General features: G+C 37.6%; 25 protein-coding genes and 1 pseudogene. 14 read left to right on the forward strand and 12 right to left on the reverse strand.

Annotated elements, in window-relative coordinates:
• Positions 1 to 16: 16 nt before the first annotated feature.
• A complete protein-coding gene (alr, locus tag FFR48_RS10055; protein ID WP_137667272.1) occupies positions 17 to 1,204 on the reverse strand; it encodes an alanine racemase in 1,188 nt (395 codons plus the stop codon).
• Between the two features lie 362 nt (positions 1,205 to 1,566).
• Here alr and FFR48_RS10060 point away from each other — a divergent pair, with 362 nt between their 5' ends.
• From FFR48_RS10060 to FFR48_RS10070, 3 genes are all read left to right on the forward strand, one after another.
• Positions 1,567 to 2,064: an HNH endonuclease gene (locus FFR48_RS10060; protein ID WP_137667273.1), complete on the forward strand. Its 498-nt coding sequence runs from the start codon at positions 1,567 to 1,569 to the stop codon at positions 2,062 to 2,064.
• A gap of 711 nt (positions 2,065 to 2,775) precedes the next feature.
• A complete protein-coding gene (locus FFR48_RS10065) occupies positions 2,776 to 4,074 on the forward strand; it encodes a DHH family phosphoesterase (protein WP_096570940.1) in 1,299 nt (432 codons plus the stop codon).
• 160 nt (positions 4,075 to 4,234) lie between these two features.
• Complete coding sequence (locus tag FFR48_RS10070; protein WP_137667274.1) at positions 4,235 to 4,702, forward strand: DUF29 domain-containing protein; 468 nt, start codon at positions 4,235 to 4,237, stop codon at positions 4,700 to 4,702.
• A gap of 197 nt (positions 4,703 to 4,899) precedes the next feature.
• On the opposite strand, the gene arsS is transcribed toward FFR48_RS10070, so the two are convergent.
• Both arsS and arsM read right to left on the reverse strand, forming a co-directional pair.
• The gene (gene arsS / locus FFR48_RS10075; protein WP_137667286.1) at positions 4,900 to 5,889 is read right to left on the reverse strand and encodes an arsenosugar biosynthesis radical SAM (seleno)protein ArsS; all 990 of its coding nucleotides are present in this window, start codon (positions 5,887 to 5,889) and stop codon (positions 4,900 to 4,902) included.
• Positions 5,890 to 6,062: 173 nt separating this feature from the next.
• Positions 6,063 to 7,031: an arsenosugar biosynthesis arsenite methyltransferase ArsM gene (gene arsM, locus FFR48_RS10080; protein WP_137667275.1), complete on the reverse strand. Its 969-nt coding sequence runs from the start codon at positions 7,029 to 7,031 to the stop codon at positions 6,063 to 6,065.
• 118 nt (positions 7,032 to 7,149) lie between these two features.
• On the opposite strand from arsM, the gene sixA reads away from it, so the two are divergent.
• The 8 genes from sixA (at position 7,150) to FFR48_RS10120 (ending at position 14,543) form a co-directional block, all read left to right on the forward strand.
• A complete protein-coding gene (gene sixA / locus FFR48_RS10085) occupies positions 7,150 to 7,644 on the forward strand; it encodes a phosphohistidine phosphatase SixA (protein WP_137667276.1) in 495 nt (164 codons plus the stop codon).
• 112 nt (positions 7,645 to 7,756) lie between these two features.
• Complete coding sequence (locus FFR48_RS10090; protein WP_096570930.1) at positions 7,757 to 8,893, forward strand: citrate synthase; 1,137 nt, start codon at positions 7,757 to 7,759, stop codon at positions 8,891 to 8,893.
• Between the two features lie 633 nt (positions 8,894 to 9,526).
• Entirely contained in the window at positions 9,527 to 10,645 is a 1,119-nt protein-coding gene (gene nuoH, locus FFR48_RS10095) for an NADH-quinone oxidoreductase subunit NuoH (RefSeq protein ID WP_137667277.1), read from the forward strand.
• Positions 10,646 to 10,819: 174 nt separating this feature from the next.
• On the forward strand, positions 10,820 to 11,404 hold the full coding sequence (gene ndhI / locus FFR48_RS10100; protein ID WP_096572790.1) for an NAD(P)H-quinone oxidoreductase subunit I: 585 nt from the start codon (positions 10,820 to 10,822) through the stop codon (positions 11,402 to 11,404).
• A gap of 102 nt (positions 11,405 to 11,506) precedes the next feature.
• Positions 11,507 to 12,112 (forward strand): NADH-quinone oxidoreductase subunit J, encoded by a 606-nt coding sequence (locus tag FFR48_RS10105; RefSeq protein WP_096570926.1) that lies wholly within the window; start codon positions 11,507 to 11,509, stop codon positions 12,110 to 12,112.
• Between the two features lie 141 nt (positions 12,113 to 12,253).
• Positions 12,254 to 12,559 (forward strand): NADH-quinone oxidoreductase subunit NuoK, encoded by a 306-nt coding sequence (nuoK, locus tag FFR48_RS10110; RefSeq protein WP_006199065.1) that lies wholly within the window; start codon positions 12,254 to 12,256, stop codon positions 12,557 to 12,559.
• Positions 12,560 to 12,565: 6 nt separating this feature from the next.
• Positions 12,566 to 13,489: an NAD(+) kinase gene (locus FFR48_RS10115; RefSeq protein WP_096570924.1), complete on the forward strand. Its 924-nt coding sequence runs from the start codon at positions 12,566 to 12,568 to the stop codon at positions 13,487 to 13,489.
• A 268-nt stretch (positions 13,490 to 13,757) separates the two neighbouring features.
• Positions 13,758 to 14,543: a GNAT family N-acetyltransferase gene (locus FFR48_RS10120; protein WP_137667278.1), complete on the forward strand. Its 786-nt coding sequence runs from the start codon at positions 13,758 to 13,760 to the stop codon at positions 14,541 to 14,543.
• Positions 14,544 to 14,726: 183 nt separating this feature from the next.
• Here FFR48_RS10120 and FFR48_RS10125 read toward each other — a convergent pair whose 3' ends face one another.
• The gene (locus FFR48_RS10125; protein ID WP_137667279.1) at positions 14,727 to 15,485 is read right to left on the reverse strand and encodes a Uma2 family endonuclease; all 759 of its coding nucleotides are present in this window, start codon (positions 15,483 to 15,485) and stop codon (positions 14,727 to 14,729) included.
• Between the two features lie 216 nt (positions 15,486 to 15,701).
• Positions 15,702 to 16,427 carry a DNA/RNA nuclease SfsA gene (sfsA, locus tag FFR48_RS10130; protein WP_137667280.1) on the reverse strand — a complete coding sequence of 242 codons (726 nt, stop codon included), beginning with the start codon at positions 16,425 to 16,427 and terminating at the stop codon, positions 15,702 to 15,704.
• Between the two features lie 457 nt (positions 16,428 to 16,884).
• On the opposite strand from sfsA, the gene FFR48_RS10135 reads away from it, so the two are divergent.
• Both FFR48_RS10135 and FFR48_RS10140 read left to right on the forward strand, forming a co-directional pair.
• Positions 16,885 to 17,553 (forward strand): 2OG-Fe dioxygenase family protein, encoded by a 669-nt coding sequence (locus FFR48_RS10135; RefSeq protein ID WP_137667281.1) that lies wholly within the window; start codon positions 16,885 to 16,887, stop codon positions 17,551 to 17,553.
• Between the two features lie 218 nt (positions 17,554 to 17,771).
• The gene (locus tag FFR48_RS10140) at positions 17,772 to 19,037 is read left to right on the forward strand and encodes a tetratricopeptide repeat protein (RefSeq protein ID WP_137667282.1); all 1,266 of its coding nucleotides are present in this window, start codon (positions 17,772 to 17,774) and stop codon (positions 19,035 to 19,037) included.
• A gap of 126 nt (positions 19,038 to 19,163) precedes the next feature.
• Here FFR48_RS10140 and FFR48_RS10145 read toward each other — a convergent pair whose 3' ends face one another.
• Both FFR48_RS10145 and FFR48_RS10150 read right to left on the reverse strand, forming a co-directional pair.
• Entirely contained in the window at positions 19,164 to 21,269 is a 2,106-nt protein-coding gene (locus FFR48_RS10145; RefSeq protein WP_137667283.1) for a serine/threonine-protein kinase, read from the reverse strand.
• A 349-nt stretch (positions 21,270 to 21,618) separates the two neighbouring features.
• Positions 21,619 to 22,125 carry a 2TM domain-containing protein gene (locus tag FFR48_RS10150; RefSeq protein ID WP_137667287.1) on the reverse strand — a complete coding sequence of 169 codons (507 nt, stop codon included), beginning with the start codon at positions 22,123 to 22,125 and terminating at the stop codon, positions 21,619 to 21,621.
• Between the two features lie 277 nt (positions 22,126 to 22,402).
• On the opposite strand from FFR48_RS10150, the gene FFR48_RS10155 reads away from it, so the two are divergent.
• Entirely contained in the window at positions 22,403 to 22,789 is a 387-nt protein-coding gene (locus FFR48_RS10155; protein ID WP_096570910.1) for a hypothetical protein, read from the forward strand.
• Positions 22,790 to 22,805: 16 nt separating this feature from the next.
• Here FFR48_RS10155 and FFR48_RS10160 read toward each other — a convergent pair whose 3' ends face one another.
• From FFR48_RS10160 to FFR48_RS10175, 5 genes and pseudogenes are all read right to left on the reverse strand, one after another.
• A complete protein-coding gene (locus FFR48_RS10160) occupies positions 22,806 to 23,471 on the reverse strand; it encodes a L,D-transpeptidase (protein ID WP_236104040.1) in 666 nt (221 codons plus the stop codon).
• 346 nt (positions 23,472 to 23,817) lie between these two features.
• Entirely contained in the window at positions 23,818 to 24,099 is a 282-nt protein-coding gene (locus tag FFR48_RS28945; RefSeq protein WP_201277593.1) for a hypothetical protein, read from the reverse strand.
• Between the two features lie 84 nt (positions 24,100 to 24,183).
• A complete protein-coding gene (locus tag FFR48_RS30735; protein WP_236104041.1) occupies positions 24,184 to 24,486 on the reverse strand; it encodes an MORN repeat-containing protein in 303 nt (100 codons plus the stop codon).
• Between the two features lie 291 nt (positions 24,487 to 24,777).
• Positions 24,778 to 25,617: pseudogene (locus FFR48_RS30740) on the reverse strand (protein kinase domain-containing protein); the annotation flags it as partial.
• Between the two features lie 12 nt (positions 25,618 to 25,629).
• On the reverse strand, positions 25,630 to 26,166 hold the full coding sequence (locus FFR48_RS10175) for a hypothetical protein (protein WP_137667285.1): 537 nt from the start codon (positions 26,164 to 26,166) through the stop codon (positions 25,630 to 25,632).
• Between the last annotated feature and the right edge of the window lie 215 nt (positions 26,167 to 26,381).

The raw sequence follows: 26,381 nt of genomic DNA on the forward strand, positions 1-26,381 counted from the left end.
CCCAGTCCCCAGTCCCCTACATCACAGCAACACGGGGTAGACGATGCTTGAAGCCGCAAAGAATTTCCCACGAAATGGTATTTAATTGATTTGCCCAATCATCAGCTGTGATTTTTTCTCTTCCTTGTTCTCCCAATAAGGAGACTATTTCCCCTTCCTGGACATCGGGTATGGAACTGACATCTATCATGAGTTGATCCATTGTAATCGCGCCAATTTGCTGCAAACGCTGGCCACGCAGTAAAACTTGCATTTGTTGGGAAAGACTGCGGGGAACTCCATCCGCATAACCAATACCCACTACTGCAATCCGCATTTCTCTGGGTGCGATAAACTTATGACCATAGCTCACACCAGTTCCCGCAGCAATTGTTTTTACATGGGTAATTCTGGCTTTGAGTTGTAAAACCGGTCGCAGTTTGATTTGATTTTGCAGGTGGGGAGCAGGATAAAGTCCATAAATGGCTAAACCTGCACGCACCATATCATAATGTAATCTCGGATCTGCCAGGGTAGCGGCTGAATTGGCTAAGTGCAAACTGGGAATTGTGATACCTCTGGCTTTGATTTGGGCGATCGCTTCCTCAAATCGTCTATGCTGTTCTTCCATGATCGCCGGATCAGGACTATCTGCTGTAGCTAGGTGAGAATAAATACTGTCAATATTTAGATGTGGTAATCCTTGTACTAATTGCACAAAATCACCTGCTTGCTGCCAATCAGTACCTAATCTCGACATTCCTGTATCTAATTTGATGTGTACAGGTAAGGGAGAATTATATTTAATTGCTTCTAATGTGTTGGAAAATATTAAAGCTTGTTTAGGGCTGCAAAGTGTAGGTTGCAGTTTCCAATGAGCGATCGCATGAATTTGTTCTGCTGTATTGGTTGCTCCTAAAATTAAAATCGGTGCTTTTATTCCACCTTCCCGTAATTGAATCCCTTCGGGAACTGTCGCTACCCCCAACCAACTCGCACCCGCTTCTAACACAGTTTTAGCAACAGTTACCGCCCCATGTCCATAGGCATCAGCTTTTACCACTGCCATTAACTGTGTACGTGGTGATAAAAATCTTACTAATTGCTTGACATTATCGGACAACGCCCCTAAATCAATTTCCACCCAAGCACGTTGAGAAAACCAAGCGTAAGTATTGCACTCCTGACTATCAGCAAAACTAGGGGTTTGTTTGCTACTAAACATTCCTCTTCACTCCTATCACACCACTGCAAAGCTTCCAGACGCTCCGACTGTGCTAATTTTTGCCCCTTAAAGCCATATCAATTTAATCAGCAAAGTGTACCGTTGATCCGGGAGTTTGTACAAGTAGTCAGGAATCAGAATAATTTTAGATTTTAGATTTTAGATTTTAGATTTTAGATTTTAGATTGGAATTGACAAAAACAATCCAAAATCCAAAATCCTTTCATTGTATCCCCAGTCACCAGTCCCCAGTCCCCAATCACCTGCAACCAAATTATTAAGGAAGTATAAATTATTCTCATCTCCCCAGAAAGGTATATTTGTGTTAAAATATCTAAAACTAATACCTTGAGCTAATATCAATGGGGAAGGTTTTAGTCCTAAACGCCTCCTACGAACCGCTCAACATCACGAGTTGGCGACGTGCCATAGTTTTGTTGAAAAAAGGCAAGGCAGAACACGAAGAACACAACGGCAAATTCCTCTACTCGGATTTTCCTCTGACAACCGTAATCCGGTTGCGTCATTACGTGCGTGTTCCCTATAAAGAAATTCCTCTGACGCGCCGAAATATATTGCATCGAGATGGGCATACTTGTCAATACTGTGGCTACACAGGTGATGAGTTGACCCTAGATCATGTAATGCCGCGATCGCGTGGAGGAGGTGACACCTGGGAAAACATCGTTACTGCCTGTGTACGCTGCAACGTCAAAAAAGGCTGTCGTACACCTCAAGAAGCCCGGATGCCTTTGCGCCATCCACCCCGTCAACCATACAGTAGCCTCTATTTTGAGGTGACAAAACATCTCAAGAGTGGACTTCATCAGGAGTGGCAAAAATATGTGATAGGACTTTGACATTAACACAGAAATAATTGAGACAGCAGGGGAATGAGTCTTCACATGTAGGTGTTGCTGTTTGACCTTGGTCAACACAGTATACCACAAGTTGAGGGTTAAATTTGCCCTTGGCGAGTGTTTTTTGCAGCTTTTCAGGGCCATTCCCCAAAGCTGGAAGGATTGTTTGTTCAAATTCCAGCGAGACAACACAAACACAGATTTACGATTATACCTCATTTTTTGAGGCATGGATCATTGTCACTATAAATTATTCCCAATCATCACAAAATTAAGCTTGAAGGTATATTTTTGAGGAAAATAGTTGTTAATGGCTGAGAAAACATAATAAATATATTTAGATAGTAAGTATTGTAAAATTCCGAAACTGTGTATACTAAAAAACGTTACAATACCCAAACTGAGATAGATATTGAAGTTAAAATCAGCTGTTAAGAAAAAGTTGCTGGGTTATAAGAAAAAGCGCAGCGAGTATTTTTCCGTCCTGAAAGACCTAGACCTGTACCAAATTTTTTTAATCTAACATCTAAAATCTAAAATCTAAAATCTAAAATCTAAAATTCCCGGTCAGCAATCCCTGACTAATGGGCTTGACAAAACATAGACAAACATGATGCCGTGCCAAAGCTGTAGATTTCTGTCAAGATCGTAATGTGTGGACGAGCCAGAGCATAACTGGTGGAAGCCACCAAGCTGAAAACTAAATTCCCTATGTACTTGAATTCTCCCGTTACTCAATTTGAGGGCTTTTCATTGACCACAGAGCCGAATGGGGAGGAAGTAGAAATAGAGAGAGATGCTCTTGAACTTCCACCACTTACCCGGCCTTCCTTACCAGCAGCAAATGGGGCAGCAGCAAATGGTGATGGAGGTATCTATTTAGCTCAACGTGGCAATTCCCTGGCGATTCAGAAGTCAGAAGAGTTACAAAAAACCCTGCTCAACCATAGACATGAGCGCCATCTGGTAATTCTACAAGATTTTCCTGACCCTGATGCTCTTTCTTGTGCTTGGGCTTACCAACTAATTGCCCAACAATACGATATCAAATGTGAAATCATTTATGCTGGCACTCTCAGCCATCAGGAGAATATTGCCTTAGTTAAGCTAACTACTTTACCTGCTCAACGCTGGACAATGCAAACCCTAAAAAGTAAAGATTTGTTATCTTATCAAGGGTTTGTGTTGATTGATAATCAGGGAACTACATCTCAATTACTAGCAGCAGTACAACAGGCTGGACTTCCCCTAGTCGTGCTGGTTGATCATCATAGCTTGCAAGGAGAACTGAAAGCTGAGTTTACCGATGTTCGTCCTTATGTACGAGCAACTGCCACAATCTTTACACAGTATTTACAATCGGGTTTACTCACATTAGATAGCAGTCTGAGCCAGCACGTAAAATGTGCAACTGCTTTAATGCACGGTTTGCGCTCAGACACCAATCGGTTAATGCAAGCGCAAGAAGAAGATTTTATGGCAGCTGCTTACCTGAGCAGGTTTTATGATGCTCAGTTGCTCAATGCCATTTTACAAGCCAATCGTTCTAAGCGTGTAATGGATGTGATCGAGCGATCGCTCAAAAATCGCATTGTCCAAAATAACTTTTCCATAGCTGGTGTAGGTTATTTACGCTACGACGACCGAGATGCTATACCCCAAGCAGCTGATTTTCTGGTGACAGAAGAAAACGTGCATACTGCTGTAGTGTACGGCATAGTTCACGATGAAGATGACGAACTAGAAGTAGTCATAGGTTCTCTGAGAACCACAAAACTTACCTTAGATCCTGACGAATTTATCAAAGAAGCCTTTGGGCAAGATAGCACAGGACGGTTTTTTGGTGGTGGACGCACTGGTGCAGGTGGCTTTGAGATTCCGATGGGATTCTTATCTGGCGGTAACGAAAATTCTGCTTATGCGAAAATGAAATGGGAAGTTTTTGATGCTCAAATTAAGCAGAAATTATTGAAATTGGTAAATCCTAAAGATAACCCAATTCAGTCTTAATTACCCTGTTTCGGTAAAAATCGCCTCATTCCCCATCCGTTGTGAGGTTGGGGGTAAATAAGGCAGGAGTAAAACTGGCTTTGTGTATAGGTTTTAATTGAGATTGCGTACCTCATTGATATGCAATCTTATTTATCATCATTAAAATGTGAGCAATTCTATGATGAAATATCTTTACGAGCAGGATTTTCAAGTTTGGATTGATACAACAATTCAGAATTTACAAAAACGTGAATTTGAATCACTAGATATAGAGAATTTGATTGAGGAATTAACAAACTTGGGGAAATCAGAAAAGAATGCTCTTAAAAGTAATCTAATGATTCTATTAGCTCATTTGCTGAAATTAAAAGTTCAATTTGATGCTCCAGATACCATGAAAATGAGTTGGTACAACTCAGTTATTGAACACCGTCAGCGAGTTTTGAACAATTTACAAGATACCCCATCTCTCAAAAATTTTCTTCCTGAAGCAATTGAGCAAGCATATCCTCAATCTCGAAAATTAGCTATTAGAGAAGGTAAATTAGCTGCTTTTGGGGTTCGTGTTCCTGATGAGATTGAATATCCTCATACTTGTCCATTTTCCCTAGAGCAAATATTAAATGAAGATTTTTATGGTTTGTAACTGTATAGTTAAGTGTACAATAAGAAAAAACCGCGAACCAAGATAGTTGGTGTCACGGCTTTCGGTATGGTGTGAGGAGCTTAACTAACTCCATCATAGATCACCAAATCAAGAATGGGGATACTCGTATCAATTTTGGTAACAGAATTTTTTTAGTAACAGGTTATTTGAGGATTTAGCTATCAGCTATCAGTGATTCATTCTACTAAAGCACCACCACAACTAGAACCACATCCAGCAGTACAACCATAACAATAATCAGCAGTTTGTACTTCTTTGATGACATCTAAACTACCAAGTTCTAATAATTTACTAATTGTCAAAGTTTCACCATTGTGAGTTCTTGCTGGTAAATTCATCATTTGGTTAAAATCGCAATCATAAACATTACCCAAATAATCAACAGAAATTTCCTCACGACACATTAAATTATCAACGGTGTCAGGGTTAAAATGTGATTCTAAAAACTGCAAATATTGTTTATAAAGATGTTTACTTTCTAAATATAACTTAGTTCTTCCTACAGGTAGGTTAGTAATAGTCAGTAAGTTATTAAAGACAATATCAAAATGTTCTTGTAAGAAATTTTTATAAGCTAGTTGAAGATTTTTTTGATCTGGAGTTAAAGAAAAATTTTCATCCTTTGGTAACTGAGGATTATAAACCAAATCTAAAATTAAATTTGCATCTTGACCATAACCCAATTTATTTAACCATTGTAAAGCTTGAATAGACTGAACAAAAACACCATGACCCCGCATTTTATCCACATTATCAGCTAAATAACAGGGAAGAGAAGCAACAACACGCACTTGATTTTTAGCTAAAAAGTCAGGAATATCTGCAAAACCTTCCACAAAAAAGATTGTTAAATTTGATCTAACAATTACTTGTTTACCTGCTTTTCTCGCAGCTTCCACCAATGGTTTAAAACCATAATTTATCTCTGGTGCGCCCCCAGTCAAATCAACAATTTTAATTTCAGGAAATTTATGAATAAAATCAATTAAATCTTGACAAACTGCTGGGGAAAGTTCCTCAGTTCTTTTAGGACTTGCTTCCACATGACAATGAGAACAAGCAAGATTACAACGTTTACCGAGATTGACTTGTAAAACCTGAATTTTTTGCTTAACTAAAGCTGAATTAAGTTGTTTGTGAAAAGGAGTAACCGCTATTTTTACCATCATTAATACCTAAAAAACCTCATATTAAAACTTTCCGATGATTGCGTAGGGGTGATTCATGAATTACCCCTACTTTTTCTTTCTCTGCGTTCTGTGTCTCTCTGTGGTTCGATACTCTGAAAAATCATCAAACACCAAACCACAAAACAGAGAATATAATTATAAAAAATTCCCTAACAGCAACCACCACCATCATAATACCAAGTAGAATCAGTAATCATGATTTCTTCTGGTTTCAAATCTCCCAATTTAGCAGCCGTTTTATCACAAACTGCGGCGGGAATACCCCTTTGTAAAATATGTCCTGCTCCATCATCAAAAAATGATTCTGAACCTGCATAAATCGCTGTTTTACCTGTGAAAATACAAGCACCGTCTTCAGGAATTTGCACCTTAAAAGAAACGGAATCAAGACTTTCCAAAAGTAGATTTTCTTCCAGGTTATAAGTTTGTTTATCTAATAATCTATAGGGACGACGGGCGCGAATTTCTATTTGTCCAAATCCAGCATTTATAATTAATTGTGTATATTCTTCATAAGTGAGCGCACCGGATAAACACATTGCCCTTAATCTTTCATCTTGTCGTAGATGTTGGGGAATAGGACGGGTAGCAATGGGGTCACTCATTTGTAATCTACCACTGGGTTTTAAAACTCGATATGCTGCTTTTAAAGCGCAGGTTAAATCAGCAGGTTCAAAGATATTAAAAAGACAATTTTGGGCGACTATATCAACAGAGGCATCATTGACAGGTAAATTAAAAGCATCCCCGGCAATAATTTCCACAAAACTAGGATCAAACCAAGGATTTTCTTGGGCAGCAATTTCTAAATTTCTTGTCGCAGCTTCTCGCATTTCTGCTACTGGTTCAACTGCGATGACAGCACCAGGACGACGGGAAAAATAAGCAAATTGTAAAGCTTCTAAACCACCACCAACACCAACATATAATACTGTAGGTTGGTTTGCTAATTCGTTAGTATGAACGGTAGTTCCGCAGCCATAATTCATTTCCTGCATGACTAAAGGAATTTTTAATCCTGGTAGTTGCAGGGGTGTACTTTGGACACAACAAAGTCCTACTTCTGGTGTTTGAGCAACTTCGCTGTAAAATTGGGCTGCGGTTTCTAAATAGGTCATTGCTGTTTTTTGGGTTTAACTTTGTATATATTGATTCTGCATATTAATATATTGACATATATTCTGAGGAAATTTTAATGATTTTTACAGTGATTACGGTGATTACCGTAGAAAATTTATGGAACTATATTTAATCCGTCACGGTATCGCCGAAGAACATCAACTAGGGCTAAAAGATGAAGCGCGATCGCTCACCCAAGAAGGCAGACAAAAAACCGCAAAAGTAGCCCAAAGATTAGTAAAACTTGGGTTTAAATTTGATTTAATCCTCACTAGTTCCCTAGTCCGCGCCCAACAAACAGCAGAAATACTCATGGCAGCCGGATTAAGTTCTCAGTTAGAAACCTCAGATTATCTCAGCTTTGAAGGCGATCTTCAATGGTGGCTAAGAGACTGGTTAGAACCGAGAAAATATCCTCAAAATACCCAACTAGCACTGGTGGGACATGAACCCTGTTTAACTAATTGGGCTGAAATTCTCCTTTGGGGTGAAGCAAAAGAACAACTCGTCCTTAAAAAAGCAGGTATGATCGGAATAAAAGTACCAGATGATGGTTCTCCTGTGGGTCGTAGTCAAATGTTCTGGTTGACACCTCCCAAGTACCTACTATAACAGTTTTTCGAGCTTTCGCATAAAATAGTTGTTAAATCGGCAACTGTTATAGTGAAAAGAATCTCTGGTAAGTTAGCGTGTTCAGATATTTCACAAAGCAAGTGGTGTAGCCATGACGGTGTGCGAATATAAGCCTGGTTTAGAAGGCATTCCCGCAGCCCAGTCTAGCATTAGTCATGTAGACGGGCAAAAGGGAATACTAGAGTATCGGGGCATTCGGATCGAAGAATTAGCAGAAAAAAGTACCTTCCTAGAAACTGCTTATCTTTTAATCTGGGGAAAATTGCCCAGCAAAGAAGAATTGACAGCTTTTGAGAGTGAAGTTAACGCTCACAGACGGATAAAATATCGTATTCGGGACATGATGAAATGTTTTCCCGAAAGTGGTCATCCAATGGATGCTCTCCAAGCCTCTGCTGCTGCCTTGGGTTTATTTTATTCTCGTCGTGACTTACATAATCCTGTCTACATTCGTAATTCTGTAGTCCGGTTAGTAGCCACAATTCCCACAATGGTAGCAGCGTTCCAGTTGATGCGGAAAGGAAATGATCCTGTAAAACCAAGGGATGACTTAGATTATGCCGCCAACTTCTTGTATATGCTCAATGAAAAAGAACCTGACCCCCTAGCAGCGCGGATTTTTGATATCTGCTTAATTCTGCACGTTGAGCATACAATGAATGCTTCTACCTTTAGTGCGCGAGTCACAGCTTCCACCTTAACCGATCCCTATGCAGTTGTAGCTAGTGCAGTAGGGACATTAGGCGGACCATTGCACGGTGGAGCAAACGAAGAAGTAATACAGATGTTAGAAGAAATCGGATCTGTAGATAACGTTCGCCCCTATATCGAAGATCGTCTACAAAGAAAAGCCAAAATCATGGGATTTGGACACCGCGTGTATAAGGTAAAAGATCCTAGAGCCACAATATTACAACGTTTAGCGGTGCAATTGTTCGAGAAATTCGGCTACGACAAGTTTTATGAAATTGCCCAGGAAGTAGAAAGGGTAATGGCCGAAAAAGTTGGCAGTAAAGGAATTTATCCTAATGTTGACTTTTATTCTGGTTTAGTGTATAGGAAAATGGGAATTCCCACAGATTTGTTTACACCAGTATTTGCGATCGCCCGTGTTGCAGGTTGGTTAGCACACTGGAAAGAACAACTTGAAGAAAACCGGATTTTCCGACCCACTCAAGTCTATAACGGTCTTCACGAAGTTCCTTATACTCCCATTGAGCAGCGTTAACTACCTGGGAAGGTGACAGGTAAAAGTTGACAGGTGACAGGTGACAGTTATGAGGTATTTTCCTGGGAATAGGTGATAAATACCCAATTTTAGATTTGAGATTCTAGATTGATGCTCTCAAGTGGACAGATTGATAAGTGTCATCTGTCAGCTTGATGAGGTTGACAATCAAAAATCTCGAATTTACATGGATAATCTGGAATTGGCATTGTCATCACAACCTGCTGTACAGGAAAATCCGACAATTTGCATAGAATAGAAAACCGTTACCAATTTGGGGACGGTAACTTTGTCTTGTCAGAGTCTTGTCAGAAGAATAGGTGACAGGTGACAGGTGACAGTAAGAAGAAAGAAGAGAACAGGAAGAGGAGTAGGAAAGAGGTTTTTCCCAATCACCAATCCCCTAATCACCAATCTCAATCTCAACCATAAGCAGAAGTTGTCATCTGGGATCAAAAGGGTAAAACCATCAAAGGATATACTAAACTCAGGAATTAGCAACAAATCTACAATTCTACAATCACGCATCATCTCAATAGAGATTCTTCAACAGTAAATTTACAGATATTAAATTAAATAATATTTGTGAATTTACTATGAGTAGACGAATTGACGAATTACAGAGTAGCAAACATGAATGCAGGAATTGACCTTCAAGGAACTTTTATTGAATCCGTCAAGGATTTGGGCATACCAGCAGGGGCAGCCAAAGCCCTGTGGATGCCATTACCAATGATCCTGATGCTGATTGGGGCAACAGTAGGTGTACTGGTTGCAACCTGGCTAGAACGGAAAATTTCTGCGGCCGCACAGCAACGGATTGGTCCTGAATATCAAGGTCCATTTGGTTTGTTAGTGCCTGTAGCCGATGGTCTCAAGCTGATCTTTAAAGAAGATATCGTACCAGCCAAAGCAGATCCCTGGTTGTTTACCATTGGTCCAATAATAGTTGTAATTCCGGTATTTTTATCATTTTTGATTGTTCCCTTTGGGGAGAATATCGTGATTACTAACGTCGGTATGGGCGTATTTTTGTGGATTGCATTATCCAGTATTCAGCCCATAGGCTTATTAATGGCTGGTTACGCATCTAATAATAAATACTCCCTGTTAGGGGGTTTGCGGGCAGCAGCACAATCAATCAGTTATGAAATACCATTGGCGTTGAGTGTATTAGCGATCGCCATGATGTCTAACAGCCTCAGCACCATTGACATCGTAAACCAACAATCTAACTTCGGGATTTTGGGTTGGAACGTTTGGAGACAACCACTAGGTTTCATCATCTTCTGGATCGCCGCCCTAGCAGAATGCGAACGTCTACCCTTTGACTTACCCGAAGCGGAAGAAGAACTGGTAGCAGGATATCAAACCGAATACGCAGGGATGAAATTCGGTTTATTTTACTTAGGTTCATACATCAACCTGATCCTGTCTTCCCTACTCGTAGCAATTTTATATTTGGGCGGTTGGCATTTTCCCATTCCCGTCAGCTTGATAGGTGACTTTTTGGGAATGAGTGAAACCAACCCCATCTTACAAGTAATCACAGCTGCTTTAGGTATCACAATGACCGTACTTAAAGCGTATTTTCTCGTATTTCTGTCCATCCTGATTCGTTGGACAGTACCACGGGTACGGATTGACCAACTGCTAGATTTAGGATGGAAGTTCTTACTACCAGTTGGCTTGGTTAACCTGTTATTAACCGCAGCACTAAAACTAGCCTTTCCCGTCGCTTTCGGTGGTTAATAGGTGACAGGTGACAGGTGACAGGTGACAGTAAAGAGGGTGTAGGGCATAGGAAAGTGGAGAGATGGGGAGGTAAATAACCCAATCACCAATCACCAATCACCAATTACCAATCACCAATCACCAATCACCAATCACCAATCACCTGACAAGATTAGAGAAGAGACACAAAAAATGCTAAAGTTCCTCAAACAAGTTGGTGATTACGCCAAAGAAGCAGTACAATCAGCGCGTTATATCGGACAAGGGTTATCCGTCACCTTTGACCACATGCAACGCCGCCCTGTTACCGTACAATACCCTTATGAAAAACTGATTCCTGGTGAACGGTTTCGGGGTAGGATTCACTATGAATTTGACAAGTGTATTGCTTGTGAAGTGTGTGTGCGTGTTTGTCCCATTAACCTCCCTGTAGTTGACTGGGAAATGGACAAAGCCACCAAGAAGAAAAAACTCAAACACTACAGTATAGATTTCGGAGTTTGTATTTTCTGTGGTAACTGCGTGGAATACTGTCCCACAAACTGTTTATCCATGACAGAAGAATACGAACTTTCTACTTACGATCGCCACGAATTGAACTACGATAGCGTAGCATTAGGACGCTTGCCCTACAAGGTGACAGACGATCCAATGGTGACACCACTGCGCGAACTGGTTTATCTACCTAAAGGCGTACTTGAACCCCACGGAGTCCCCGCAGATGCTCCCCGTGCTGGTTCTCGTCCAGAAGACTTAGTTGAAAGTGGTAATGGGTAATGGGTAATAGGTAATGGGTAATAAATCGTTTTTTCCAATTACCAATTACCAATTACCAATTACCGATCAGCATTTATCAAAACATCAAGAGGATCGAAAAAAGTGAATTTAGCCGAAGGAGTACAATCTGTTTCATTTGGCATATTAGGTGTAATGATGATTGGCGCAGCACTAGGAGTAGTGTTGTTTTCCAACATCGTTTATTCCGCCTTTTTGCTGGGTGGTGTATTCATCAGCATGGCCGGACTTTACCTATTGCTAAATGGTGATTTTGTCGCAGCAGCACAAATTCTGATTTATGTGGGTGCGATCAACGTCTTGATTTTGTTTGCCATTATGTTGGTAAACAAACGTCAGGATTTTTACCCTTTACCCAGTGCTGGTTTACGGAAAATCATTACCGGTGTAGTTAGTCTGGGACTATTTGCTCTATTAAGTACAATGGTACTGGCAACACCTTGGGCTAATACCTCTACATCCCCAGCAGCTAAAAATTCCATAGTTTTAATAGGTGAGCATTTCTTCACGGACTTTTTGCTCCCCTTTGAATTAGCTTCCGTATTGTTGCTAATGGCAATGGTAGGAGCAATCATTTTGGCACGTCGGGAATATTTACCAGATCAAGTTACCCCTTCCGAACTGCCACAAACCATCTTAACCTTGCCAGAACGCCCCAGAGAATTGGTATCTAGTGGCACTGAGGACTAGGGTACTGGTGACTGGTGACTGGTGACTGGTGACTGGGAATATGAATTTACCCAATGCCCAATTACCAATTACCAATTACCAATTACCAATTACCAATCACCAATTACCAATTACCAATTACCAATTACCAATTACCAAACTATGCAACTTCAATACTTCTTACTACTTGCAGCAGCTTTATTTTGCATTGGCATCTATGGTTTAATTACCAGCCGTAACGCCGTCCGTGTACTCATGTCAATTGAGTTACTGTTAAATGCTGTTAATCTAAATTTAATGGCATTTTCCAATTTTCTCGACTCAACATTAATTAAAGGTCAGGTTTTCACTGTTTTTGTGATTACTGTGGCAGCTGCGGAAGCGGCGGTAGGGTTAGCGATTGTACTGGCTATTTATCGTAACCGTGATACCGTTGACATGGAGCAGTTTAATCTCCTCAAGTGGTAACAGTACGTGCAATTAAAGCAGGTAATCATAGCTTACAAAGCGCGAGACTCCCAAAGTAAACGCTGGGCTGAACTCTGCGCTAAACAATTAGAAGACCGCCAATGTCAAGTTTTGGTTGGACCTAGTGGACCCAAAGACAACCCCTATCCAGTGTTTTTGGCATCTGCCAGCCAACCAATTGATTTAGCTTTAGTCCTTGGTGGTGATGGTACGGTTTTAACCAGTGCTAGACATTTAGCCCCGGCTGGTATCCCCATTTTGGGGGTAAATGTGGGTGGCCATTTGGGGTTTTTAACTGAGTCAATGGATGAGTTTCAAGAACCGGAACGAGTTTGGGATCGGTTATTTGAAGATCGCTATGCTCTCCAACGCCGAATGATGTTACAAGCGGCTATTTATGAGGGTCATCGGACAAATTTAGAACCAGTTACAGAACATTACCTCGCCTTAAATGAGTTTTGTATTAAACCCGCTTCTGCTGATAGGATGATCACCTCGATTCTGGAAATGGAAATTGATGGTGAGGTGGTTGATCAATATGTGGGTGATGGGTTAATTATTTCTACTCCTACAGGTTCTACAGGTTACACGGTTTCGGCTAATGGTCCAATTATGCACGATGGGATGGAGGCTATTACCATCACTCCTATTTGTCCGATGAGTCTTTCTAGTCGTCCCCTAGTTTTACCTCCTGGTTCTGTGGTCAGTGTTTGGCCGTTTGGGGATTATGATTTAACTACAAAATTATGGATGGATGGGGTGTTGGCTACTTCCATTTGGCCTAATCATCGTGTTGATGTGCGGATGGCTGACTGTCGTGCTAAATTTATCGTTTTGCGGGCTAATAATTCCTATTATCAAACTCTGCGAGAAAAGTTACTTTGGGCTGGTACTAGGGTTCGCTACACTAATCATGGTCAGCACAATTAAAAATAAGTATTCAGCCATCAGCTATCAGCCGTCGGCTTTTGAGGCTAAAAGTCAATTCACCTGAAAAAACTCAATACCAAGATCCCAGGTTTCTTGTAGAAGTCCGGGATCTATTACTATTTAGGGCTTTTGTTATTGACAAAAAAAATAAATTGTGTAATTACAAAATTTGTATTCTATTGCCAGATTTTAGTGATCAAAATGTTCATAATTAGATATTAAATCCTCTTAGAATTTTTCACAAATTTAAGTATTAACCTGGATGTAAATGTATTACAATCCTATCACTTCATCTTTTTCATCTGTACAGTTTACTGATTTTCCGGTCTTGGAAAGTGAAAAGTATATCCTGCGACTGGCTAAAACTGATGCAGAGTTAGAATCTATTTTTCGCTTACGGTTTCAGGTTTTTAATCAAGAGTTGGATTTGGGTTTTTCTAGTTCTAATTTTTCTCAAATGGATCGGGATAAGTTTGATTATTTTTGTGATCATTTATTGCTGATTTGTAAAAGGACTGGTGCAACTATTGGTACTTATAGAATGCAAACTTATACAATGGCTGCAAAAAATTTAGGTTTTGATGCTGCTGATATATTTAATCTTGCTCAAATTCCTGATTTTATATTGCAGTCTTCTGTAGAAATTGGTCGTGCTTGCATAGCTCAAGACTATCGCAATAGTTACACACTTTTATTACTTTGGCAAGGTTTAGCTAATTATTTAATTTATACTGGTAATCAATATTTTTTCGGTTGTGCATCTTTGTTAACTCAATGTCATAAACAGGCTGTTTGTGCTTATAATTATTTTCTCTATAATCATTGTTTACATTCTCATATTTTAGTGAATCCTCATCCAGAATATTCCATAGAAATTAATTCTAATTGTCCAGATATCTATGATGTGGAAATTCCGAAAATTTTACAAGCTTATTTGAGTATTGGTGCAAAAATTTGTAGTCTTCCTGCTATTGATAGACAGTTTAAAACTATTGATTTTTTAATTATCTCTAATATTGGGGATTGGGGATTGGGTATGGCTGATTTAGCGTAAGCATTCAGCCATCAGCAAGCCCTATGTATCTGATACCAATTTTATTTGAGGTTGCCCTATTCCGTAGGGGCAATTCATGAATTACCCCTACAATGTATAATTTGACGAAAATCTGATTATGGCAGTAAAATCTAAAATTGCCGGTTAATTGTTCATTGTTAATTGTCCATTATTTAATTTGGCTTACTCTCCAATAAGTTGCTTTGGTTCTAAACCTGTTAACTGTGTGACTTGTTCTATAGGCATTCCATTATTTAACAAATTAACTGCCACTTGTCTTAATTTATTTTCAGCTTGTTCAGCCCGTTGTTTTTCTTGTTCAGCAAGTTCTAAAGAAGTAGGAAATAACTCACCGATCTTATTTGCCCAGCGTAACCAAGTGGCATTGACACCGCGATAATTACCCTGCCAACGTACTAAACTTAAACCTAAAACTGTACTTACTAACTGATTTTTTTCATTAAAAGCAATCGGTTCATACACACCGGTATTGATGTGAAAACCTGCAAAATCATCTGGGTTAAAAGGATCAAACCAAAAATATTCAGAAACACGCATTTGATTTTGATAAATCAGTTTTTTCTCATTTTTATCATTTTTAGCTGTGCTTTCTGAAAGTAATTCAATTACTACATCTGGTGATTTTCCTTCTTCCCAAACTACCCAAGAAAGACGCTCTTTTTTGGGAACTCCTAAGACGGTAAAGAAGTCTGGACCACGAAAATCCTGATTTTTTAATTGCGCTAAACTGTAGTAGACAAACATATTGCCCCCTACATATCCATCAGTCCTTTGATCTAGCCAAGGCTGAATGGTATCAATTAAAATATCCAATTGTAATTTATGTCTTTGTGTCTCCATCGGAATACCGTCATCATAAGGAAGTTCTGCCTGGGTGGGTGGCATTTCCATAGTGGTTTCAGTCGCAAGAGTTTCTAACATATAGCAATCTGATATGATGACTCAGATCATTCACGTTTCCTGCTGTTTGTTGTTTTTATCCAACAAAAACTGCTGATCAAAAATAGGAAGTTTATCTTTGCTGTTTGTGGAAACGTGAGGAACAATCTTTGTATTCATATTAGCATTCTCTTGAAAGAAAGTTTGTGTGTAAATAATGATGCACTTTGCTTTCATTTTTGGCTGGCTGATAAATGCTTAAATTTTCAGTTCTGCTAACCCCAAATAACGGATACCTTCAGGAGAAATATCAAACCGACAAGGGAGAACTTCTAAACCTTGTTTAATTGCTTCCCGTAACAATTTACCATATACAGGATCTGTGCTATCTCCTGGGGCAAATTGTGTACAATCTCCGCGATTGATAAAATACAACATTACTGCCCGACTTTGGGGTAAAACTTCCATTAATTCCCGCAAATGTTTTTGTCCTCTGGTGGTTTCTGTGTCGGGAAACAGGGCTAAAGTTCCCTGCGACCAAGTTGTATTTTTTACTTCTAAATAAATGGGGCGTTGTCCTTCTTTTCCGGTCAGGTAAAAATCTATCCGGCTTTTTTTATCTTTTCCATAAACAACTTCACCTTTAACTTGTGTATATTCACTTAATTCTGGGAAAAGATGTTTCTCTAAAGCCTGTTTCACAACTCGATTAGGTAAAGCAGTATTGACACCGACCCAAGTTGGTGCTAAATCATCTACTTGAATCAATTCCAGTGTATAAGCTAATTTGCGGTTAGGATTATCACTTTTAGATAACTGTACAGGACTACCTACTTTGGAAACTCCTGTCATGGGTCCTGTATTGGGACAGTGTGCTGTTACAACCTCCCCGGAGTCCAGTTGAATATCAGCAAAAAAACGCTTGTAGCGTTTGAGTAAAATACCAGTGTATAATTTAGGGTACTGATACAGCCAGTTATTCATTCTGCTAGGTAAATTATAAATTTGAATTAATAGTAAATATACGATAAAAGAGGTTAGCAGGAGGAATGAGAAATGAGAGCTTTGAAAATATTGGGAAAATATTGGGAAAATATTTTTGTTCCCAGATGAGTAACTATATAATGGAACAGGGAATAGATAATGGAACAGGGAATAGGGAATAGGGAATAGGGAATAGGGAATAGGGAATAAGGAATAGGAAAGTGAGTAGCTAGAGTTCTTGTTAAATATTCCAACTTAATAAATTTTGTAGTCACATTTACAACAGTTCCTAAATAGTTGCTTATAATAGATATTACATACCTCTCATGTAAAAAATGGGAGGAATTTAAAAATCCAGTTCGCATTCAGCTATTAGCGGTCAGCAGTCAGCTAAAACTACCTGGAAAATGGAGTTTTTGCTGGCTGAATAATTATAAAATGCAAGGAGAAAAATCCTATGCAACAAGTATCTTCTGTAACGGGGTTAGAATATGCTTTTCTGTTTACTCTGAGAAAGGTAAATTCTATTAATACTCAAGGTTTCCAGCCATTTTTTGAGAACTTACCTGTTGATCCTTATATTAAGGGCAAATATCGCTCTAGAAGGTTATCAAGAGTAATGGTTGCTGAGAATAAGTTAATTAAACTTTCTCATGGATATTTGTGCCAAAGTCGAGAATATAATCCTTTATTGGGTGATGTCAAAAGAGAGTTCGCAGAATTAGAAGATGGACTGATAGAACTGGAAATTTTTAAGAATTTGGTTCTAGCATTTATTGATTCTTGCAAACTCCATCCAGAAGCAGAAATTGGTATTCATCAAATCAGAACTACTTGTTCACCAGGTCATTTAGGAAATCCCGCACCTGAAGGTATTCATCAAGATGGAACTGATTTTATTGGCATTTTTTCTGTTGGTAGGAACAATATTCAAGGTGGAGAAACACATTTATATACTGCTAAAAAAGAGAAACCAGTTTTTCATAAAATACTCCAGCCCGGAGAACTGCTTTTAGTTAATGATCATGAGTTTTTCCACTTTATTAGCCCGATTAAGTCTGAAAATCCAGCACCGGGAACTAGGGATGTTTTCGTGTTGACTTCTCCTAGTTTAATTCAACCTTAAAAAACGTAATACTCAAATCCCCGATCTCTTAAATAAGTCGGGGATATATCCACTTTATATTTGATGATAAGTATGTCGAAAAACCACATTTTCCGTAGGGGTTGAGCATTGCTAAACCCCTACAACACGACAACAACAAAAATTTGTGATATAATAAAATTTGTGATATAATATTGTTTTAAATCAATTTAAATCGAGTTCATAGAAAAAACTAAATTATGACTTCTGAATTTTACAATCGCGGCTTAGAAAAAGCGAAACAAAAAAACTATGCTGGTGCTATTGAAGATTTTAACCAAGCTATACAGCTAGATCCTTACTTTAGTAAAGCTTACATAGAAAGGGGTTTAGCTTATTATAAATCAGGTGCGACTTTACAAGCAGTTTTTGATTATAATGAAGCTATTAAGCTGGATGGAGAAAATGCCAAAGCTTATTATTTTCGGGCGTTAGCAAAATTAACTTTAAAAAATCTTCCTGGTGCTTTAGAAGATGTAGAAAAAGCGATTCAGCTTAAATTTAATGATGCTGGTGCTTATGATTTACGGGGGATAGTGCAGCGCAAACAAGGAAATATTCCAGAGGCGATCGCTAATTTTAAAAAAGCAGCAGAATTATATTTAGCACAAAAAGATAAAGAAAATGCGTGTCTTTGTTTAGAGAAGATTAAACAACTACAACCCAAAGCTGAACCAAAACCAAATCAAGAAATCAATAAATCAGCAGCAATTATATCTACTCAAGATTATTTCACACAATTATTAGAAAAGGCAGAAAAGGGAGATACAAAATCGGCGATCGCTGATTTAAATTGGATATTAAAAGCTGATGCTCAAGATGCCCAAGCTTATTGCTGTCGTGGGGTGGTACTTTGTAAAATGGGTCAATATCGAGAGGCGATCGCAGATTTTAATCAGGCAATAAATTTAAATTTTCAAGATGCTATTGTTTATCGGAATCGGGGAAAAGCTCGTTCTCAAATAGGAGATTATCAAGGGGCTTTAGCTGATATCAATCAAGCCTTGAAAATACAACCCCAAGACAATTTAGTATATATTGCTAGAGGTAATGTCTATCAATCAATGGGCAATTATTTAGCAGCAATTCAAGATTATTCTCAAGCAATACAAATGAATCCTGAGCATCCGTTAGCTTACTATAATCGTGGTATTGCCTACACTTGTTTAGAAGAAATGCCCAATGCTGTGGAAGATTACCAAAAAGCAGCTAGTATCTATTGTGAACAAGAAGACTGGGAGAATTATCAACTAGTTTTAAATAGTCTGCAAAAAATTCAATCATCTATCCCAGCAACCAACAAAGCCACCTATAATTTATTACGTCAAAGACTATTACGCATGGTTGGAGGACATTGGGAAATAGCCGCAAGATTAATTGAGCAAAAGCAAGATTTTTATCCAGGTATGTCGGAGGAGTGGTATTTACAAACAGTAATTGATGATTTGGAAAGAGATAGACGATAACAATTGATAATGGACAATTGACAATTGACAATTACATCTTTTTCTCATTAAAAGGAAAGGTTTTAAACTTGGCATCAAACAATTATCAATTATCAATTATCAATTATCAATTACCCAGTTCCTACATTATTGTGAAAAACGCCAAATCTTAATTTTATTATCCTCTCCACTGCTAACTAAAGTTTTGCCATCAGCACTAAAAACCAAAGATGTGACGGTGTTAGTATGTCCAGTAATAGAGGAAATTTCCTCACCTGTAGCCACATCCCATAGTTTAATATTAGGTTTAATATTAGGTTTAATAGTTGGATGACATTCTATACAATCTCGATTACCACTAACAAGAGTTTTACCATCTGGACTAAAAGCTAAAGATGTGACATTATAATCTTGTTTAGTTATAGTACGAATTTCCGTTTTTGTATTGAGATTCCACAGTTTAATTTTGCGATCGCGACTAGCACTAGCGAGAATTTTACCATCTGGACTAAAAGCTAAAGATGTCACCGTTTGGGAATTAGGAGTTAATGAATGAATTGATTTTTCTGGTGATTTTTCTGGTGATTTTTCTTGGGTGATATTCCACAGTTTAATACTTTTATCAAAACTACCACTTGCTAAAGTAAAACCATCAGGACTAATAGCCAGAGAACGTACCCAATAAGTATGATCTTTGAGAGTAATAATTAGCTTTCCTGTTGCTAAATTCCAAACTTTAATAGTTGTGTCATCACTAGCACTAACCAAAGTTTTCCCATCCTTACTAATAGCCAAAGCATGAACTGAATCAGTATGACTAATTAAGGTATGAATTAACTGACCTGTTGCTAAATTCCAAACTTTAATTGTTTTGTCATCACTACCACTGACCAAAATTTTACCATCAGGACTAATAGCCACGACATTGATTTTTTGTGTATGTCCTTGCAGTGAATAAATCTCTTGACCTGTGGTAATATTCCATAGTTTAATAATGCGATTACCAGCACTAGCAATAGTTTGAGCATCTGGAGTAATAGCTACAGAGGAAATTGATTCATTTGGTTCTGTGATAGTTTTCAATAAAGAAATTTTTTCTAAAGACTCCTGTGGTGGTTGTTGAACAATAGTATCACTCTTAGTTTGACTTTTCCTATTTTGCAGGGGACTCCAGCGAGAAAAAAGAGTTGTTTGTAGTTGGTGAAAGTGTCTATAACCAAATTCTCCCAACCCTAAAAATACTATTGTTCCTACTATTAAAATTGAATTTCTCAGCAAAATATATTTTTGAGGATAAACATTAGCTTTCTTTGCTGGTGCTGATAATAAAGAATTACTAGCTGGTGCTAGTAGATGTGTGTACTGTTTACTTAAATCTCTAATCACTTCATCAGCAGATTGATAGCGATTCCGAATATCTATTTGTAGTAACTTATCAATAATTATTGCTAACTCATAACTGAGAGGAGAATGCAAATAAGATTGCCAATTATTTAACCAACTATATCCATGTTCCATCCATAACTGAAAAGGAGAAATTCCCGTTAATAAATGAAAGCAGGTAGCACCCAAACTAAATAAATCACTAGCAGGGTACGCTTTACCATCTCTGATTTGTTCAATGGCAGAATAACCATGTGAACCTATAGAAGTTCCATGTTTTTTCTGCACTTTAGCTGTTAATTGTTTAGAAGAACCAAAATCAATGAGAGTTAATCTTCCGTCACTTTTGCGGCGGATAATATTTTCTGGTTTGATATCTCGGTGAATAACTCCACGACTGTGAATAAATTTGAGAATAGGCAACAAATCTAACAAAATAGATTGAATATCCCAATCTTTGTAGTTTTTCCGTAATTGCAACTCCTGTAATAAATTTTGTCCATCAATAAACTGTTGTACCAAATACAGACAGTTATCTTGTTCAAAATAAGCTAAGAGAGTGGGAATTTGTGGATGTTCTCCCAGTTCTCTCAGTCGTTTTGCTTCTTCACAAAACAACTCCATTGCTTTTTTTTGTGACCAAGTTCCTTGAAATTTTGGTGCTAACTGTTTAACGACACAACAATCATTTAATTTATCTGTATCTTCTGATAAATAGGTTCTGCCAAAACCTCCTTCATCGGAAAGCACCCGAATCACACGGAAACGATTTCTTAAAAGTGGTACTAAGGGAGTATTGCAAGTTTGACAAAACTCTTTTCCTTCTGGATTTTGAGGATTTTTGCAATCAGGATTTAAGCAGCATATCATGATCAAAGAAGAGTGACTGCATGATAAATAATGCTAAGTTATTTCCGCATTTTCCCTTAATTTCATGGCTTCTTGCTGACTGAAATGGTAGATCAACCTGGTGAGGGATTGAGGAATTACTTATTATATTCCAAGTTTTTAAAATGTCTTCTGTTTTCCTGAAGATGGGAAAACCACAAGAGCCATTATTTATATCTTTTGATCATACCGCAAGCTCAATCAAAAATCATGTCAAATTGCCATGACAATCTTTGATTTATATGTTATTGATTTCTGAGACCAATACTACTAAATGCAGTAATCACTCACCAATTACCCATTACCCATTACCCATTACCTATTACCAATTTTAATGTGTTTGTAATGCTTTAAACCATTTATTTAGAACTGTATTGATAGTTTGTTTAATTTGATGCTTACGATTCCATTTTTGGAAAGCAGCTTCATAGTCTTCACCTTTGCTTTGAAAGGTGTTCCAAATATCAAGTACAATGGTGAGTCCAGAGAATAGTAAAATGTATAGTGACCAAGAAAGACCAGCACCACCAACCAAATCTACAAGTATGAAAAAACTATTAACAATTGCATAATTACCCAGACGCTTTTTAAATTTACCTTGGCGGTAAAGATCAAAAGCTTTGCGTTGTTGTACTTCGCTTTGTTGGACTATCCAATCACATTCCGCTTGTTTAACTGCTTCTGGTGAAATTTGTAACTCGGCAGCAATTTCGATAATTTGCTGATATGAAAATTCTTGATCACGATCATCGGTTTGACGAGCGATCGCTAATTGTAGAATTTGCTGCACCTGTTCTTGACTGTAGGAACGGGGGTTGTTAGATTCAAATACCGTCATAATTTTTGCTCTGATAAGAATTTTCATAATTTGCACTACTTCTACAGTAGCAAATCTAGATGGTAGATGGTAATTGGTGACTGGTGACTGGTGACTGGTGATAGGGTTATTAACTTCCGCTACCGCCCTATCACCTCATCTTCCCACCCAGCGACAACAGAAGTAGTCATTTGAGGGCAACTTTGGGGTTAAAAGCTGCAAAGATGTAGATTTACCCAGGAATTTAAGGTAATATTAAGAGGTAATATTAAATATTATTGCCAAGTTACCTGATACCATGTTTGATATATTGCCCTTTAGATTTGAGTTAGATAAAATTGCGATCGCTGGAGCTTGTTTATGGTCTTTAGCTTTATATTTAGCTTTAGCATCCACCAGAGAATGGGTAATAGATCAATTAAATCGCTGGTTTAATTTTGCCGAAAGATTCCTTTACACCAGTGAAACAGAATTTGAAAAAACCCGCAAAGCCAGAGAATCACAAAACGCTTTTTACGCTTCACTTTTTAGCATTGTACCTTTTTTCATCTTTGGTGCATTATCTAACTGGGGTTTAGAAATTAGTTTAGGTGAGAGTTGGGGAATTAGCACAGGTATACTCGCCTGTATGGGTGCGGGTATTTATGAACTAGGGCGTAGAGATGGGGAAGCTGGTGACAGGTGACAGAAAATAAGATTCTTTAGGGAACTACAATTACAGGTGTTCCTACTTTCACTATTTCATATAGTTTTAGCACATCCTCATTATACAAACGAACACAACCGTGAGAAACTGCTTTTCCTATTGAATCTCTCTGATAAGTACCGTGAAATCCAATTTCGTCTTTTCCATCACTCCAAAACCCAATCCAACGTTCTCCTAGAGGATTCTGCGAACCTGGAGGAATAATCTGTTTATTCTCAACAAAAGGGTTTTCCCAAGCTGGATTTTCAATCATATTCAGCACTTTAAATTTGCCTACAGGTGTTTCCCACTGGGGTTGACCAATTGCCACCGGGTAACTCGCTTGTAGAATATCTCCACGATATACGTAAAGTCTTCGTTCTTTCAGAACGAGCAGTAAATGAATATTTTCTTCTGTAGTATCAGGAATAGTTAGCGGAACAGGAGACACTGACCTGATTAGTAACCGCTTCCTACGTATAGATTTTCTAGGAAGGTCTGGTTGCGCCTGGGGATAATTTATACTTAGAGTAGAATTTGGCTGAGTATTATTGATATTGTTGCTTTCCTGCTGATTAACTTCTGTTTGAGCATTAGCAATTGATTGCAGCCCAAAAAATGTTAATATCACAGTCAAAGTCAACTTGAAAATAATACGCTTATCAACACTATTACTCATCATTATTCTTTATTAAAGAAAATATACAACCAAGCTTTTTTAGTTGTTTAAATAACTTTAATTTATAGAAATGACTCAGAATTTAGTTATTGTCTGAACTCTGAATTTTCAGGAGCTAAATTACTAAATAGGGGTTGCTGAGAAAGTCTTGTCGTGGAGACGGGGAATAGGGAATAGTTTCAGCTATCTGTCATCCCCAAATTTTTTGATTATTTAGCAACCCCTAAATAAGCTGTTGTGCATTTAATTTGTATAAGTGGAACAGGCAAGATACCTGTTCTACAAGAGTTCAGAATATTAGGATTATACAATTTAGCTGTGTAACAGCTTATGACGAAATAAGTAATTTTTAGCCTCTTCCTCTAACTGGTTTTGCTGAAGGTTTTGGTGAAGAAGTTGCTTCTGGAGTAGGTTCTGGAGTAGGTGAAGAAGTTGCTTCTGGAGTAGGTGAAGAAGTTACTTCTGGAGTAGGTTCTGGAGTAGGTGAAGAAGTTACTTCTGGAGTAGGAGTAGGTTGTATTTGTCCCAAAGTCATTTTTGGGAGAATAGCAACACTAAAATAGACAGTGAAAAAAATTAAGGAAGCTAGAGTAAAAATAAATTTCCGTTGCTTGGCAGATTTTTGATTCATTTTTCTTGTCAAGGTTGATTTATGACAAATAATAACTAAGTTTCAGCATTAATTATGAATAGATAAATACCATCTTTATATTTACTAGCGATTGCAGGATATATTACTTTCTAACAAATCTCCATTTTGCCAAATTCCACTCTTCAAAGATCCATCAGAGAACTGAAATATTCCTTGACCATCACATTTACCATCTCGGAAATGTCCTCTATATTCACTACCATCTTTCCACCCAAGTTTTCCTAAACCATTAAATTTATCATTTATAAATTGACCAATATAGTATTCATAAGAACTCGTATTTACAGGATATACAAACCTTCCACAACCATAACGCTTACTATTTTTGAACTCACCATCATATCTACTACCGTTAGTAAATATCATAGTTCCCTTGCCAACAAATAGATTATTTTGATCTAAAGAACCGTAATATTTACTACCATCTTCAAAAGTAGAATTTGGGGTAGCTGATAAACTGGGAACAGATACTTGAGAATCGCAAGGTAGTTGAACAGAATTTTCGGTTAACACGGTATTTGCCGCATTTTTTTGAATAGAATCAGCTACAAATGTTATAGTAAGAGTTATAAATATTCCTACTGTAATACCTACTCCAGCTATAATTTTTCTATTATTAGATAGCCATGTCCATTTATGTACCGTTTCTGATCTGACTGGAGACAAAGCAAGCAATACCTCTAAAAACTCTGCTGCTGTTTGGTATCGCTTGCTAAAGTTGTAAGCCACCATTTTGGTTAAAATATCAGCTAGTCTATTGCTGACATTAGCCTCATTTCGCCAAATGATTTCTCCACTGTTAGGATCTTCTAGAAAATTCCGAGGCAACTTACCAGTTAAAGCTTGAATACCAATAACTCCGACTGCATAAATATCACTACATAATTTTGGCTTAGAATTAGCCTGTTCATTTGGCATATAACCGTTAGAACCAATAATTATAGTCGAAGTCACTTGTCCTGTAGCATCAGTCGTCAAACCTTTAATTTCTTTGACTGACCCAAAATCAATTAGCATAATCTTTCCGTCTTTACGGCGACGCATCAAGTTTTGGGGTTTAATATCACGATGAATAATATTCTGTTGATGAACAACTTTTAAAACTTGTAGAATTTCCTGCAATAGTTTAATAACTTGACTTTCACTCCAAGGACTACCAGGAATTATTTCTGTGGATAAATCATAGCCATCTATAAATTCTTGCACTAGATAAAATTCGCCATTTTCCTCAAAGTATGCCAATAATTTAGGTATTTGGTTGCTAAGTTTTCCTAAACGGTATAAGGTTGCTGCTTCGTTCTCAAATAGCCGTCTAGCAACTATTAAAACTTCTGGTTGGGGATTTTTTGGTTTCAGGTGTTTTACCACACATTTGGGATGAGTAGGTAAATCTAAATCTTCACAGAGATAGTTGTCACCAAACGCGCCGCTTCCCAAACTATTTAAGATTCTATAGCGTTGGCGTAGAACTGTATTTATAAGTTGATTAGCATCCATTTTATCCTACAATTATGATTGTTCGTCAGCATTTACTAAATCTAGAGTTTTTCCAGAACTGCATTTGAAAACTCTGTTTGTTACTTCTTTACTATCATCAACTTGAACTTCGTAAAATTCGACTATTTCCTTGTTATCTTTATTTTTATCGTTATTTTGTCTGTCAATATAATTAAAATCACTATCAGAAACTAACCTTTTTCTAAGATTTATTATTTGAGGTTTCCATATAACTGTAGTACCATTATATTTAGTTTTAGCATATAAATATATGTTTTTAGATGTTTTCTCAGCATCAAGAGGTATAGGTTTTAATTCTCGGTTAACAATAAACCAGCCTTGAGTTTTTGATATGTTATCTAGACCAGTAAAGCTAAAGGCAACTTTTACAGGATTAGGACAATTCTCATTTTTTAGATTTAATTTTAGGTAAGGGTAATCACGTTTTTCTTGTCTAATTTCTTCAATCGGTTTATCTGTCTGTTTTATAACTTGTTCCTCATGTACTTTTAAGTGTTCAGTATCCTGCATTTCTTTATCATTTTTCACTGTATTCTGTTGTTTTTTTTTATTAATTTCTATCTTTTCTTTGTATTTATTAGCATTTTCTACTTGAATTTCTCCACTTTTTTTATCTATTATATAGCAATCCTAAATGAGTTATGAACAGGGAACATAATGAAGCAGTTTGGGAAAATCAAATGTTTGGTGATTCGTAAAAAATTTAAACAACCACTTGATAATGGAAAAAGACTTGCAGAGAT

This window comes from Sphaerospermopsis reniformis, assembly GCF_005402885.1.
Lineage (GTDB): Bacteria > Cyanobacteriota > Cyanobacteriia > Cyanobacteriales > Nostocaceae > Sphaerospermopsis > Sphaerospermopsis kisseleviana.

Coding starts and splice junctions, on each gene's coding strand:
- alr (WP_137667272.1), bottom strand. CDS start 1,204: ATGTTTAGTAGCAAACAAACCCCTAGTTTTGCTGATAGTCAGGAGTGC.
- FFR48_RS10060 (WP_137667273.1), top strand. CDS start 1,567: ATGGGGAAGGTTTTAGTCCTAAACGCCTCCTACGAACCGCTCAACATC.
- FFR48_RS10065 (WP_096570940.1), top strand. CDS start 2,776: ATGTACTTGAATTCTCCCGTTACTCAATTTGAGGGCTTTTCATTGACC.
- FFR48_RS10070 (WP_137667274.1), top strand. CDS start 4,235: ATGATGAAATATCTTTACGAGCAGGATTTTCAAGTTTGGATTGATACA.
- arsS (WP_137667286.1), bottom strand. CDS start 5,889: ATGGTAAAAATAGCGGTTACTCCTTTTCACAAACAACTTAATTCAGCT.
- arsM (WP_137667275.1), bottom strand. CDS start 7,031: ATGACCTATTTAGAAACCGCAGCCCAATTTTACAGCGAAGTTGCTCAA.
- sixA (WP_137667276.1), top strand. CDS start 7,150: ATGGAACTATATTTAATCCGTCACGGTATCGCCGAAGAACATCAACTA.
- FFR48_RS10090 (WP_096570930.1), top strand. CDS start 7,757: ATGACGGTGTGCGAATATAAGCCTGGTTTAGAAGGCATTCCCGCAGCC.
- nuoH (WP_137667277.1), top strand. CDS start 9,527: ATGAATGCAGGAATTGACCTTCAAGGAACTTTTATTGAATCCGTCAAG.
- ndhI (WP_096572790.1), top strand. CDS start 10,820: ATGCTAAAGTTCCTCAAACAAGTTGGTGATTACGCCAAAGAAGCAGTA.
- nuoK (WP_006199065.1), top strand. CDS start 12,254: ATGCAACTTCAATACTTCTTACTACTTGCAGCAGCTTTATTTTGCATT.
- FFR48_RS10120 (WP_137667278.1), top strand. CDS start 13,758: ATGTATTACAATCCTATCACTTCATCTTTTTCATCTGTACAGTTTACT.
- FFR48_RS10125 (WP_137667279.1), bottom strand. CDS start 15,485: ATGTTAGAAACTCTTGCGACTGAAACCACTATGGAAATGCCACCCACC.
- sfsA (WP_137667280.1), bottom strand. CDS start 16,427: ATGAATAACTGGCTGTATCAGTACCCTAAATTATACACTGGTATTTTA.
- FFR48_RS10135 (WP_137667281.1), top strand. CDS start 16,885: ATGCAACAAGTATCTTCTGTAACGGGGTTAGAATATGCTTTTCTGTTT.
- FFR48_RS10140 (WP_137667282.1), top strand. CDS start 17,772: ATGACTTCTGAATTTTACAATCGCGGCTTAGAAAAAGCGAAACAAAAA.
- FFR48_RS10145 (WP_137667283.1), bottom strand. CDS start 21,269: ATGATATGCTGCTTAAATCCTGATTGCAAAAATCCTCAAAATCCAGAA.
- FFR48_RS10150 (WP_137667287.1), bottom strand. CDS start 22,125: ATGACGGTATTTGAATCTAACAACCCCCGTTCCTACAGTCAAGAACAG.
- FFR48_RS10155 (WP_096570910.1), top strand. CDS start 22,403: ATGTTTGATATATTGCCCTTTAGATTTGAGTTAGATAAAATTGCGATC.
- FFR48_RS10160 (WP_236104040.1), bottom strand. CDS start 23,471: ATGATGAGTAATAGTGTTGATAAGCGTATTATTTTCAAGTTGACTTTG.
- FFR48_RS28945 (WP_201277593.1), bottom strand. CDS start 24,099: ATGAATCAAAAATCTGCCAAGCAACGGAAATTTATTTTTACTCTAGCT.
- FFR48_RS30735 (WP_236104041.1), bottom strand. CDS start 24,486: ATGATATTTACTAACGGTAGTAGATATGATGGTGAGTTCAAAAATAGT.